The organism is Roseomonas sp. WA12 (assembly GCF_054165765.1).
The window spans coordinates 1,671,334-1,685,114 of the sequence record NZ_CM135108.1 but is presented as its reverse complement, the minus strand read 5'-3'; the positions used below and the strand labels follow the sequence as shown (position 1 = coordinate 1,685,114).

At 68.8% G+C, this 13,781-nt stretch carries 7 protein-coding genes; 6 read left to right on the top strand and 1 reads right to left on the bottom strand.

Annotation, left to right across the window (positions count from 1 at the left end):
• Nucleotides 1–55 precede the first annotated feature (55 nt).
• Nucleotides 56–931 carry a universal stress protein gene (locus tag ACVBD7_RS07965; protein ID WP_458096945.1) on the top strand — a complete coding sequence of 292 codons (876 nt, stop codon included), beginning with the start codon at nt 56–58 and terminating at the stop codon, nt 929–931.
• Between the two features lie 4 nt (nt 932–935).
• Here the strand turns inward: ACVBD7_RS07965 and ACVBD7_RS07960 are convergent, their stop codons facing one another.
• Nucleotides 936–2,753 carry an ABC-F family ATP-binding cassette domain-containing protein gene (locus tag ACVBD7_RS07960; protein ID WP_458096944.1) on the bottom strand — a complete coding sequence of 606 codons (1,818 nt, stop codon included), beginning with the start codon at nt 2,751–2,753 and terminating at the stop codon, nt 936–938.
• 232 nt (nt 2,754–2,985) lie between these two features.
• Here ACVBD7_RS07960 and ACVBD7_RS07955 point away from each other — a divergent pair, with 232 nt between their 5' ends.
• The 5 genes from ACVBD7_RS07955 (at nt 2,986) to ACVBD7_RS07935 (ending at nt 13,767) form a co-directional block, all read left to right on the top strand.
• On the top strand, nt 2,986–3,990 hold the full coding sequence (locus tag ACVBD7_RS07955) for a glycosyl hydrolase family 8 (protein WP_458096943.1): 1,005 nt from the start codon (nt 2,986–2,988) through the stop codon (nt 3,988–3,990).
• Between the two features lie 85 nt (nt 3,991–4,075).
• Nucleotides 4,076–5,011 (top strand): hypothetical protein, encoded by a 936-nt coding sequence (locus ACVBD7_RS07950; RefSeq protein WP_458096942.1) that lies wholly within the window; start codon nt 4,076–4,078, stop codon nt 5,009–5,011.
• A gap of 16 nt (nt 5,012–5,027) precedes the next feature.
• Entirely contained in the window at nt 5,028–5,894 is an 867-nt protein-coding gene (locus tag ACVBD7_RS07945) for a cellulose synthase operon protein YhjQ/BcsQ (protein WP_458096941.1), read from the top strand.
• Complete coding sequence (gene bcsA, locus ACVBD7_RS07940) at nt 5,891–10,546, top strand: UDP-forming cellulose synthase catalytic subunit (protein ID WP_458096940.1); 4,656 nt, start codon at nt 5,891–5,893, stop codon at nt 10,544–10,546. Before ACVBD7_RS07945 ends, bcsA begins: the two co-directional genes overlap by 4 nt.
• Nucleotides 10,543–13,767 carry a cellulose synthase subunit BcsC-related outer membrane protein gene (locus tag ACVBD7_RS07935; protein WP_458096939.1) on the top strand — a complete coding sequence of 1,075 codons (3,225 nt, stop codon included), beginning with the start codon at nt 10,543–10,545 and terminating at the stop codon, nt 13,765–13,767. The genes bcsA and ACVBD7_RS07935 overlap by 4 nt, the downstream gene beginning before the upstream one ends.
• Nucleotides 13,768–13,781 lie beyond the last annotated feature (14 nt).

Sequence of the window (13,781 nt, the reverse complement as noted above, 5' to 3'; positions counted from 1 at the left end):
CGGGGAGGGGGGCGCTGCGTCCCTTTCGCCGGACCACGACGGGAGAAAAGCCGACATGGCCTACCGCCGCATCCTCCTGCCCCTGACCGGCACCGCCGCCGGCGAGGCGGCGCTGCATACCGCGGTGATGACCGCGCGCATCTGGCATTCCCATGTCCATTGTCTCCACGTGCGCGTGGATGCGCGCGATGTGGCGCCGCTGGCCGGTGAGGGCCTGTCGGGCGCCATGATCGAGGAGATGATGGCCGCCACCGAGCGCGAGTCGGGTGACCGTGCCAGCCGCGTCCAGCAGCTGTTCGATCGGTTCGTGGACGGCAAGGACGTGGTGCTGGCCAGCTCCGCCGAGGCCGCCGAGAAGGCAGATGCCGCGACCCTCTCCTTCGCCTCCGTCGCGGGGCGGGAGGAGGATCTCGTCGCTCAGCAGTCGCGCCTCTACGATATGGCCGTGGTGCCGCACCCGGACTCGCGGGAGGACGTCTCCTCCTCCGATGCGCTGCACGCCGTGCTGTTCGACAGCGGCCGGCCCGTGCTGATCGCGCCGCGCATGCCGCCCGCCAGCATCGGTGCGCGGGTCTGCTGCGCCTGGAACGGCACCGCCGAGAGCGCGGCCGCCATTGCCGCCTCCCTGCCCTGGCTGCACCGGGCAGAAGCAGTACAGATCCTGCACAGCAAGGACTACCAGCGGCGCGGGCCGGATGTGTCGGGCATCCTCGCCTATCTTCGCTGGCACAACATCGCGGCCGAGCCAGTGGAGTTCGCGCCGGTCACGCGCGAGGTGGGCGCCGGGCTGCTCGGGGCCGCGCGGGACTTCGGGGCCGACCTGCTCTGCATGGGCGCCTACAGCCACTCGCGCATTCGCCAGCTTATCCTGGGCGGCGTCACGCGGCATGTGCTGGAAAATTCCGACATGCCGGTGATGATGTGCCGCTGAGGGGCTAGGACGCGGCCTCGAATTCCTCGCGGCGCATTTCCAGCTCCAGCCAGCGCTCCTCCGCCGCAGCCAGCGCCGCCTGGCGCTGCGCGAGAAGCTCGGTGGCCTTCGCAAAACGATGGGCATCGCGGGAATAGAGCTGCGGGTCCGCCAGGATGTCGTTCAGCTTGGCGACCTCGGCGTTCAGCTTCTCCATCTCGCCCGGCAGCGTTTTCAGCGCCTGCATTTCCGCCATGCTCAGGCGGGGTCGAGCTGCGATGGGGCCTGACGCTGCGCCCACGGCCCGCTTCGGAGTGGCATCTGCTGCCAGGGCTTCCGCGCGCGCCCGCACGCCGTGGCCGCGCTGCGCCACCATGTCTGAATAGCCACCCGCATAGTCCTGCCAGCGCCCATCGCCCTCGTAGGCGATGAGGCTCGTCGCCACGCGGTCCAGGAAGTCGCGGTCATGGCTGACGACCATGACAGTTCCCGGATAGTCGGCGATCATCTCCTGCAGCAGGTCGAGCGTCTCGAGGTCGAGGTCGTTGGTCGGCTCGTCCAGCACCAGCAGGTTGCTCGGCCGCGCCATCGCGCGCGCCAGCATGACCCGCGCCCGCTCACCGCCGGAGAGCACGCCGAGTGGCGTGCGCGCCTGCTCTGGCAGGAACAGGAACTCCTTCATGTAACCCACCACATGCCGCGGCGTGCCGCCGACATGCACCATGTCGCCGCGTCCTTCGGTCAGCGCGTCCGACAGGGTCATGGAGGGGTTGAGGCTTGCGCGGCGCTGATCGAGGGTGACCATCTCAATCCCCGTGCCGAGCCGCACCTCCCCGGAATCCGGTGCCAACACGCCGGTGAGCATGTTGAGGAGCGTCGTCTTGCCCGCGCCGTTGGGCCCGACGATGCCGACGCGGTCGCCGCGCAGGATGCGAACCGAGACGTCCCGCACCACTGCTCGTCCGCCATAGGATTTGGAGATGTGCTCGGCGGAAACGACCTGGCTGCCCGAGCCCTCAGCCTCACTGGAAGCGAGGCGCACGCCGCCCTGAGGACCGCGGCGCTGCCGATGCTTCTCGCGCAACGCCTGCAGCTCGCCAACGCGCCGCATGTTGCGCTTGCGGCGGGCCGTGACGCCGTAGCGCAGCCAGTGCTCCTCACGAACGATCTCGCGCGCCAGCTTGTGGGCGTCGCGCTCCTCCTCCTCCAGCACCTGGTCGCGCCAGGTTTCGAAATGGGCGAAGCCCTGCTCAAGCCGACGCGTGGTGCCGCGGTCGAGCCAGACCATGGCGCGTGAGAGGGACTGTAGGAAGCGCCGGTCATGGCTGATGAGCACCATCGCGGCGCGCATGCCCGCGAGCTCTGATTCCAGCCACTCGATCGCGGGCAGATCGAGATGGTTGGTCGGCTCGTCCAGCAGCAGGATGTCCGGGGAGGGGGCAAGGACCGCGGCTAGAGCTGCGCGCCGCGCCTCGCCCCCGGAAAGGCGATCGGGCGCTTCCTCGCCGGTCAGTCCGAGCTGCTCCAAGAGGTATCGCGCGCGGTAGGGATCGTCCCCTGGGCCGAGCGCCGCCTCAACATAGGAAAGCGTGTTCGCGTGGCCCGACAGGTCCGGCTCCTGCGGGAGATACCGCAGCGTGGCGCCGGGCTGCAGGAACCGCGTGCCGCCATCGGGCATGATCAGCCCGGCGGCGACCTTCAGCAAAGTGGACTTGCCTGAGCCATTGCGCCCGACCAGCGCGACGCGCTCACCGGGCGCGACAGCAAGGGTGGCTTCGCGCAGAAGTGGCGTTGTGCCAAAGCCCTGCCGAATACCCTGAAGAAGAAGGAGAGGGGGTGCCATAGCCGCCATATGGCATTCCTGGCCGAGTGTAGCACCCGCATACATACTCAACCCACGCGCGAATTTGGGCTTGCGTTCTCGGAATCGTGATCGCTAGACTGGGGAGTGACGCCGACACCGGGCGCGGATCCCCCGCGGAGCAACCGGCCCTTAACTCACGGCGCAGCAGGCTGGGGTAATGCCGATCCACATCCCGCGCCGATCCGCGCTTGGCCTCATTGGCGGAGCTGCCTTGCTGCTCCGCGGTGAGCCCGCGATCGCGGCAGAGACGTCGCGCGAATGGGAGGCCTTCAAGACCCGCTTTCTGCTGCCGGAGGGGCGGGTCGTTGATACCGGCAATGGCGGCCAGTCCCATTCCGAAGGCCAGGGTTGGGGTCTCGCCCTGGCCGAGCACAACGACGATCGCCCCGCCTTCGATCGGATGCTGACCTGGACGCGGCGGAATCTGCGGCGGGAATCGGACTGCCTGCATTCCTGGCGCTGGCGCCCTGGCCAGCAACCCGCGGTGGCGGATAGCAACAACGCGACCGATGGTGACCTCTTTATCGCGAGTGCCCTTCTGAAGGGCGGCAGGCGCTGGTCTGACCCCGGCCTGACGGAGGAGGGCACCGCCGTGGCGCGCGATGTGCTGCGGCTGTTGGTCCGGCGCGCCGGGGGGAACTTAGTGTTGCTGCCGGGCGCGCATGGGTTCGAGCACCGCACCCATGTGGTCCTGAACCCATCCTACTACGCCTACCCAGCAATTGCGGTGGTGGCCGAGGCCGTTCCAGACCCTGCCTGGCTCCGCGTCGCATCTGACGGGTTACGCATTCTGAGGACAGCCCGGTTCGGCCGCTGGGGCCTCTCACCCGACTGGCTGGCGGTCTCACGGAGCGACGGTGTCGTCTCGCCCGCGCAGGGATGGCCGGCGCGCTTTTCCTACGATGCGATCCGGGTTCCTCTGTGGCTGGCCTGGGCGGGCCTGGGTGATGAAATGGCGGTCGCCGCGCCTTTGAGCTTCTGGTCGGATTCCAGCCATCGCCAGGTTCCGGCCTGGGCAGATCTTTCGACCGACAATGTCGCGCCTTACGCGGCAGGCCAGGGCGTAATTGAGATAGGCCGCTTCGCCGCTCTTCAGCGCGGCGCGCTGTGGAACCGCGGCCTGTCCGAAAGCCCGATCGGGGGACGTGACTATTATGACACAGCACTGTCTCTCCTCGCCCGCATGGGGGCCTCCGAGAGGGGGCACAGTCTCTAATCCCATTAGAACCCCACAAATTTGGGATAGTCTCTACTTTGTTGGCGGCCGGATTCTGGCGCCACGGGCGGACGGAGTGCGGTCGATGCGTCAGGACACAGATGTTGCCCGGATGGCAGCGGCCCTGCGAACCCCTTCCTTGAAGTACCGCAGCTTCGGCAACGAACCCGTCCGCAATCCGATCCCGGCTGTTGCGGCGCCCGAGGAGCGGGCTTTCAGCATTCTGGGTGACGCACTTGCAGGTGCGAACGACCTGCCGCCGGAAGCCGTGCTCGGTTACCCCGAGTCGGTGCCGACCGAAGCGCCAATGCTTCCCGTGGGCGATGCCTACGCCACGCACGAGGTCAGCTCGCCTCAGCCCTATCCCGTTGCGCCCAACCCGCATGTAGAGCTGCAGCGCGCACCCGCGCCGATCGAGCCGCCGTCACTGCCCGCGCCAATGATCCCGCCTGCGCCGCTGCCGGTTGCTCCGCCCGTCGCGGCCGAGTTCCCGGTGGTGTCGACCCACATGCCGCCGGTACTGCGGCCCGCCGCGCCGGAGCCGCAGGGCCAGAGCCTCCTGCAGGTTTTGCTGGGTGGCCAGGCGCCGCCATCCTTTCCTGTCGCGCCTCAGCAGGTGGCGCCCGCACCACCGCCACCGCCGCCCATTGCTGCAACGATTCGCGCACCTGTCCCGCAGTCAGTTGTCCCGGCAGCCGCCGCTCTGGCGCCGACGGTTCCCCAGGCGTTGCAGATGCCGCTGCTTGCCGCCCTGGCCGCCGAACCGGCGCCGGCAATGGTACCGATGCGCCTCGGAGGCAGCACTGGTTCCTCGCTGCTGGACGCGCTGATGGGCTTCGGTCCTGGCGCGGAGGCTGGTTCCATCCACTATCCCTTGTTGGACTCCCTGGGGGAGGCCATGCGCGGCAACCCCGGTGATCCCTCGCCGCGCCATTGGCCTGCGGCCCGAGTGGATATTGCTCTCCCTGAACTGCTCCGGCGCGTGGCCGCCGGTGTCCGTTTTACCCGCACTGCCGCCTGAGTTCAGGAGCAACGCTGTGTCGCTGATCTGCTTCGCGTCGCCCAAGGGTGGGGTCGGCAAGACCACGCTCACCGCCAATCTCGCCGACGCGTTGCAGCGCCTGGGCCATCGTGTGCTGGCGGTTGATCTCGACTCCCAGAATGCCCTGCGTCTGCATTTCGGCGTCCCACTCACAGACCGCTCCGGCTTCGTCACCGGACTGCTCAAGGGTGACGCTGACTGGCGCAAGCAACTTCGCCAGACGTCCTCGGGCGTGCTGCTCTTGCCGCACGGTGCACTGGATCTCCGTGGGGCGCTCGACCTCGCGGTCGCGCTCGACCGGGAGCCGGACCTTCTTGGAAATCCGTTGCGCGAGATGTTGGCGGAGCCGAACTTGGTCGTCGTTGCGGATCTTCCGCCGGGGCCCTCCCAGGCGCTCGCCCTGCTCGCGCCCATGGCCACGATGGTGATCGGCGTGCTGCAGGCGGAAGCTATAAGCGCCGCGCTGGTCCCCGAAATCGAGAGCGGCCGGTTCCTCGGTACCGGGACCATGGCCGCGCTGCTGGCCGGGCGGCTGCGCGTGGTGCTGAACGGGGTGGACCTCGCCTCGCGCCTGTCACGCGCCTCCGCCGAGGCCGTGGCGCGGCATCTCGGTTTCCGCATGCTCGGGGCGATGAGCCGCGAGGAGACGGTGGCCGAAAGCCTCGCCTGCCAGCGCCTGGTATTGGACCACGCGCCCGACAGTCGCGCCGCCTCCGATCTGAAAGAGGTTGCGCGCCTGATCTCCGCCGCGCTGCCACCGCCGGCCGCGGTCACCGCCGCGACGCCGCCCATCCCGGAACCAGCCGTGCTGCCCCAGCCCATGCCTGCGCCCCAGCAGCCCACCGTTGAGGCCAGCCGATGAGGCGTTTCCGTCGCTCCGCCGGCGGTAGCCTTTGGCTGGGTCGCACCGCGGTCCTGCTCGGCTTCCTCCTCGCCCTACCGTTCATTGTCGCGCCGCTCGAGGCGGAGCAGCAGGCCTGGCTGGCCGTTGGCGGCCTGCTCGTCTTCGCGATCGCGTCGCTTGTGCCTGGACGGGGTTCACTCGTCTTCCTGGCGCTGCTCTCGGGCGTGATCTCCACGCGTTACATCTACTGGCGCATCACCGACACGCTCGACTACACGGGTTTCTGGCCGACCTTCCTTGGCACCGGTCTGCTACTGGCCGAGATCTACGCCGTCATTGCGCTGATGCTCTCCTACCTTCAGTCGCTCTGGCCGCTGGATCGCCGCCCGGCGCCGCTGCCGGAAGATCCGGAGGAGTGGCCGACGGTCGATGTGTTCATCCCGACCTATAACGAGCCGCTCGATGTGGTGAAGCCGACGATCTTCGCTGCGCTGGCAATGGATTGGCCGCGCCACAAGATGAACGTCGTCCTGCTCGATGACGGGCGGCGCGAGAATTTCCGCGCCTTCTGCGAGCAGGTCGGCTGCGGCTACATGATTCGCCCGGACAACAAGGGCGCCAAGGCCGGCAACATCAACCATGCCCTGTCGCGGACGGATGCCGAGTACGTCCTCATTTTCGACTGCGACCACGTTGCCACCCGCGCCTTCCTGCAGATGACGATGGGATGGCTGGTGCGCGATGCCGGCCTGGCGATGATCCAGACGCCGCACCACTTCTACTCGCCCGACCCTTTTGAGCGGAATCTGGCCTCCGGTACCCGCGTGCCGAACGAGGGCCTGCTTTTCTACGGGCTGATACAGCAGGGCAACGACCTCTGGAATGCAGCCTTCTTCTGTGGCTCCTGCGCCGTGATCCGGCGCGTAGCGCTGGAGCAGGTAGGCGGCGTGCCCACCCAGACGGTGACTGAGGACTGCCATTGCTCGCTTAAGATGCAGCGGCTCGGCTGGCGCACGGCCTATCTGCGCCTGCCTCTCGCCGCCGGTCTCGCAACCGACCGTCTCGTCGCGCATATCGGCCAGCGGATGCGCTGGGCGCGCGGGATGGTGCAGATCTTCCGCGTGGAGAACCCGCTGCTCGGGCCGGGGCTGAGCCTGACCCAGCGGCTCTGCTACGTCGCCTCGATGTGGCACTTTCTGTTCCCGCTGCCGCGCTTCATCTTTCTTACGGCGCCGCTCGCCTATCTTCTCTTTGGGCAGAACATCATCGCGGCTTCTCCGCTGGCGATCATCGCCTATGCGGGATCGCATGTGATCCATGCGGTTCTCACCAATTCGAAGCTGCAGGCGCGCGTCCGCCACTCTTTCTGGTCCGAGATCTACGAGACGGTGCTGGCGCTCTATCTCCTGCCAGTGGTGCTCACCACGCTGCTGGATCCCAAGCGTGGCAAGTTCAACGTCACGGACAAGGGCGGCACGCTGGAGGAAGGTTACTTCGACTTCCGCGCCACTGGGCCGAACTTCATCCTCGCCGTCATCCTCGTGATCGGGCTCCTCTCTGGTATTTACGGCATGGCCGCGAACCCGCTTGAGAGCCTCGAGTTCCAAGCCTACGCGCTGAATACGGTTTGGGTCGTACTCTCGTTGGCGACCGTGATGGCCGGCTTGGCTGTCGGTCGCGAGCGGCGACAGGTTCGTGAGCGCGCGCGCATCGGCGCCATCATGCCGGTCAACGTGATGCTGCCCGATGGCCAGTTTATTCCCGGCGAGACGCTGGATCTTTCCCTCGGCGGCGCTGCCATCGCCGCCCCGCGGCCGGACGGGCTGCCGGACAATGCCCTTGTGACACTGGAGATCGAGTTGGGTCCGGAACGCGTATCGATCCCCGCAGAAGCCCTGCGCTGGCAGGAGAGCCGCCTGCAGGTGCGCTTCGTGCCCCAGGATGTGCGAGACGAGGGCAACATCACCCGCGTGGTGCTCGGCCGCGCCGACGCCTGGGTGGATTGGGACGACGTGCGGCATGACCGCCCAATGCGCGCCCTCGGGGAGGTGGTGCGCAGCATCAGCGGCCTCTTCCGCGGCGATAGCCAGTTCTCACTGCGCGCCCGCCGGGCCCGCCGCCAGGCAGCTGCCCGTGTGGTTCGCCCCCAGCCGCCGCGCGGCGCTGTCACCCCGCCGGCCAATGCAGCCGCACGGGGTGCCGAGGCAGCGCGCAGCCGTGCCGCTGAGCGCGCACGCCGCTCGGCCGCGATCCTCATCGTCGTAGGCCTCGGTCTGCCGGTCTCGGCCGCAGCGCAGACCCCGCGCCAGGCTCCGCCGGTCGCGACGGGACAGAACGGCTTCAATCCACCGCCGCTTCCTTCCTCGCCTACCCCTTTCACCCCCTCCACCCCGGGCGGGGTGCCGCAATACGCGCCGACGCCGCAGCCGCCAGCGGCCGCACCCGCGACCACTCCGGCCGGCTCGCCCCCGCCCGTCAGCGTTGCACCTTCTGCCCCCGTGACCTTTGGCGGCGAGGCGACGCCGAGCGCCGGATCGCGCACCGAAACGCGGACCCTGCGCCAGCTCGGCCTGCGCAGCCCGATGCAGTTGCGCGGCCTCGCGGACCTGCAGGGCATTCTGTTCGGCATCCGCTCGGACGAGGTGGTGACGAACGCGCGGCTGACGCTGCAGGGCGCGACCAGCCCGGCGCTCATCCCGGAGCTGTCGCAGATCGCGATCACGATGAACGAGCAGTTCGTCGGTACGATCACCCCCGACCGCGCCCGCCCAGCCTTCGGCCCGGTCGAATTCCAGATCAACCCGGTGTTCTTCGCTGACAGTAACCGGCTGAACTTCCGCTTCACCGGCCGCTACGCGGTGGAGTGCAACGACCCGCTCTCGGGCCTCCTCTGGTCCACGGTTTCCGATCTCTCGACCCTGTCGCTGACGCTGGAGCGGCTGCCGCTGACGCGTGACCTGGCTCGCCTGCCGGAACCCTTCTTCGACCCGCGCCTGCTGCGCGAGCCACTGGTGCTTCCGGTAATCATGGCCGAGGGCTCGGGCAACGATGCCGTACGTGCCTCCATCATCGCTTCCTCCTGGTTTGCGGTGCAGGCCGATTACCGCGGCGCCAGCTTCCCGGTGAGCGCGGTGGTGCCGTCCCGCGGGAATGCCATTGTCATCGCCACGGGCTCCGATTCCCTTCCGGGGTTGACGCTGCCGCGAATGGACGGCCCGACGCTGGCCATCCTGCCGAATCCGAACGATCCGAACTCGGTGCTGCTGCTTGTCGGTGGCCGGTCAGGTGCCGAAGCGGCCACCGCCGCCCAGGTTCTGGCCACCGCCAAGGAAGGCCTCTCGGGCGAGACGGCGACAGTCGCCGTGAACGAACTGCCCGCCCGCCAGGCCTATGATGCGCCGCGCTGGATCCGCAACGACCGGCCCGTTCGGTTCGGCGAGCTGGTCGATCCCTCCGAGCTGCAGTCTTTTGGCTACGCGCCCGGCCCTGTCTCAATTCCTTTCCGCACGGCGCCAGACCTCTACACCTTTCGCGACCGCAACCTGCCTGTTGACGTTCGTTTCCGTGCGCCCCCGGGCCCGATCCTGGACCTCGCGGTCTCGCGCCTCGATGCGGCGCTGAACGATGTCTATCTAAAATCCTTCCCGTTGCGGGAAGGCGAGGCGGGGTGGCCTTGGAGCTGGCTCTACCGGACGGTCGGCAATGCCGGGGCCGAGCGTGCCGAGGGCCAGGTGGGCCTGCCGCCCTATTTGGTCTTCGGCCTGAACGAGCTGCAGTTCCGCTTTGACCTGCGACCGCTGCATCGCGGTGACTGCGTGAGTGTCCCGGGCGACATCCGCTCCTCGATCGACCCGGACAGCACGATCGATCTCTCGGCCGCCTATCGCTACACGGAACTGCCGAACCTGGCTTACTTCGTGGGCTCCGGCTTCCCCTACACGCGGATGGCGGACCTCTCTTCCACTGCGGTGGTGCTGCCCGACCGTGCGACCGCGCTGGAGATCTCCTCCACGCTCAACCTGATCGGCCGGATCGCCGCCATCGTCGGTTACCCTGCGACGCGGGTCGACGTGGCTCGTCCGGGCGGGCTGGACGCGGTGAAGGACCGTGACCTGCTCGTGATTGGCCCGCTGAACCGCCAGCCGGCGCTGTCCCAGCTGTTGCGGGATGGCCCAATCACGGTGGAGGGCAACCGCGTGAGCGTTGCCCTGCCGGACACGCTGCAGAGCTTCCGCAACATCTTCCTCTCCGACGACCGGCGCCTGGACCGTGAGCGGCTGACGGCCACGCTGGGCGGCGGAGGCGGCGAGGGGAGCGGTATGCTCATCGGGTTCCAGAGCCCGCTGAACTCCGACCGTTCGGTCATCGCGCTCACCGGTTCCAGCCCGCAGGGGATGGAGGCGATGGTTGGCGCGTTGCGCGACCCGGATCAGCAGCCGCGCATCCAGGGCGACGTGGCATATCTCACGAATGGCCGTGTCGACTCCTTCAAGGTGTCCCGCAACTACGGTGTGGGTAGCCTGCCGATCACGCTGCTGCCCCAGCGATACCTTACCACCCGCCCCGACCTCATGCTGGGCCTGCTGGTGATCGCGGCGCTGGTGGTCGCCATACCGCTCTATTGGACGCTGCGCCGCCGGGCCATTCGCCGGCTGAGGATCCGCGCATGACCACCCTCCGCCATCATCTGCTTGCAGCGGCCGCTACGGCTGCCTGCCTTGCCTCGGGGTCTGCGCTTGCACAGGGCAGTGTGGGCGTGCTGGTCGAGCAGGCGGGGTTCTGGCGGGCACAGGGCCAACCTGCTCGGGCCGCCGCGGCGCTGGAGCGCGCGCTGACCTCGCAGCCATCGAACCCCGATGCGCTGACGGTCGCCGCGCTGACTCAGCTTGAGTTGGGGCAGCCGGCTGGTGCCGCGGCTCTGCTCGATCGTCTCCGAACCGCGGTTCCCGGCGATGTCCGGGTGGCACGCGTGGAGGAAGCACTGCGCGCCGCCACGGCGAGGACCGAGCCTGCCCTGACCGCCAATGCCCGCCAGGCCGGGCAGGTTGCGCTGGGCGCAGGCGATGTCGCGCGAGCGGCGCAGGCCTTCGAAGCCGTGCTGCTGCGCGATCCCAACGATGTTTCCGCCCTGGGAGTGCTCGGCCTTGCGCGGATGCGTCAGGGCCGTGCTGCTGAGGCGCGTGACCTGCTGGGTCGCGCCGCTGCGGGGACCTCGGACGAAGCGCGTCGGTGGGATCGCCCCCTGGATGAGGCGGCCTTCCTGGTCGAACTGACAGAGGCCCGGCGCCAGGTTGCCCTGGGTGCGCCCGAGACTGCCGAGACCGTCCTTCTGCGTGCTTCCCGTCGCGACGTGGCGGATCGAGCCGAAGCTGAGGCCATGCTGGGCGAGCTCTCGCTTCGCGCGGGTGAGTTGCCAGAAGCCGAGAACCGTTTCCGCAACGCCCTCATCCGCCGGCCGGCCTTGCCGACGGCCAGCTACGGCCTGCTGGAAAGCCTGCGGCGCCAGGGTCGCATCGCGGAGGCTGATTCACTCTCTCGCCAGTTGGCGAGTGACGGCGCCTCGCGCGCCGATGCCCTCCGGGCCGAGGCGGCGCGGACCGAGGATCCGGAATCGGCACTCGCGCTGCTGCGGAAGGCTGCTCTTGCTGCACCGGACAGCACCTGGATGCGACTGGACCTGGCCCGTCTGCTGTCCCGGCAGGACCGCGCGGCGGAAGGCCGCGCGCTACTCGAGACGGGCATGACGGGCGCCGCGGCGACCCAGGCGGCGGCACTTTTTGCTGAGGAGGAGGGTCGCGTTGTTGACGCGATCCGACTGCTCGAGCGCCTGCCGGATCGGTTGCGCGGTCCGGAGCAGGCTCGGCTTCTTCGCAGCCTGCGCTGGCAGGTTGAGGTGGGTACTGCCCTGGCCCAGCCTCTGGCAGAGCGCCGCGCGGCACTGCTGGCTCTGGCCGGGCGCGTGGACCCGACGGGAGAGGCCTTGCTCCTCGCCCTTCGCGGATTTCTTCGCGCCGGAGACCGCGAAGGTGCGTCGGAAGTCGTCCGCCTCGTGCTCTCCGCCGGTCGCGGCGTGGTGCACGGTGCGCGGATCAACCTCGCCGCCATGCTGTCCGACGCGCGCATGGAGCGCGAGGCCGCGGATGTTCTTCAGCCGCTGATGAACGAGGCCGCTCTCTCCCCCGCGCAGCGACGGCAGGTTGCCGCGCTGTTCGGCTCGGCGCCGCAGCAGGTCGCTGCCGCGCCGGCACCGATCGAGGCCGAAGCGCCGCGCCTGTACCAGGGCGCGCGCGACCCGCGCGTGGCCGGACGGATTGCTGAGGCGGTGCTGCGGCGCGATCCTCGCAATGTTGAGGCGCGGATCGGTGCGATCGAGGCGGCGCTCATGCGCCGTGACCTGGCCGCTGCGGAAACCCTGCTGACGGAGGGGCGCCTTCTGAACGGCAGCGACCCCCGAGTCTCGGTCATGGAGGCGCGGATGGCCCGCGCTGGTGGCGACGGGCGCCGCGCGCAGATCGCGCTGCAGCTCGCCGCGGATCAGCGCCGGGCGCAGCTCGGCGGCTCGGGCGGATTGTCGCTCGCCGTGGCCGAGACGCCCTATCGGCGCACCATGCTTGCCGGCGAGGGCGCGATGGACGGGCAGGGCTCGTCCTTCAGTCCCCTCGCTTCCAATCCGGCCAGCGCAGCCGTGGGCGGGGTCACGCCGAGCCAGCTGCGAGCTTCCGAGGATCCGCTGCTGAGCGAGATCGGGCGGCAGCTGGCCGAGGTGAACGAGCAGGCCTCTGGCCGGATCGTGCCGAATTTCGCCTTCCGCGCGCGCTCCGGCGACCGTGGGCTGGAGCGGCTGCGCGAGTATGGCGGAGGGGTCGAGGCTGCGGTTCCTCTTCCGAGCATCGGAGGCGAGCTGAGCGCCCGCTTACAGGCCGTGACGATCGATGCGGGCAGGCTGGATTCCTCAGCTGGCAGCCTGAACCGCTTCGGCACGATTGCAACCCTGCCGTCCGGCGCGCTTGACGATCCCGGCCGGCGTGCGGCGCTCCGCCCGCGGGACGAGTCAGCAACCGGGACCAGCATTGGCGCGGCCTATACTCGTGGAGGCGTCACGGTTGACATCGGCTCCACCCCACTGGGCTTCCGCGAGCAGACTATCCTGGGCGGCGTGGAACTGACGCCGCGCCTGTCGCAGGATGTGCAGCTGCGCCTTCGCGCCGAGCGTCGCTCGGTGACGGATAGCCTGCTCTCCTGGTCCGGGATGCGTGACCCGAATCTGGGGCTGACGTTCGGCGGCGTCGTCCGCAATACCGGGCGCGGGCAGATCGAGTACTTTGCTGGCCGGTTCGGAGCCTATGCGGGGGCAGGCTACTCCACCCTCAACGGCAAGAACGTGGCGGACAACACCCGTATAGAGGCTGGCGGCGGCGTCACCTACGCCGTCATGCGCGAGCCGGATCGCGAGCTGGTGGGCGGGCTCGACCTCACCTATTACGGCTACGACAAAAATTTGCGTCTCTTCACGCTCGGGCATGGCGGCTATTTCAGCCCGCAAACCTATGTCGGCCTTTCCATCCCGGTCGATTACCGCCAGCGCTGGGGCGACTGGGCCCTTCGTGTGGGGGGGACCGCTGGTGTCGCATATTTCCGCGAGAAGCGCAGCGATCTCTACCCGACCGACCGCGGCCTGCAGGATATCGCGGAGCAGCAGGCAGGAGCTACCCGCGTCTCGGCCTTCTATCCGTCGCAGAGCGCGACAAGCTTCATCGCGGGTGCGCGGGCGGATCTGGAATACGCCATCACACCTTCGCTTCGCGTTGGCGCATCGGCTCGCTACGACCGCTCGGCCGATTTCAACGAAACGCGCGCACTCGTCTACGCGCGTTACCGCTTCGACCCGTGAGGAGGCGCCGAGCC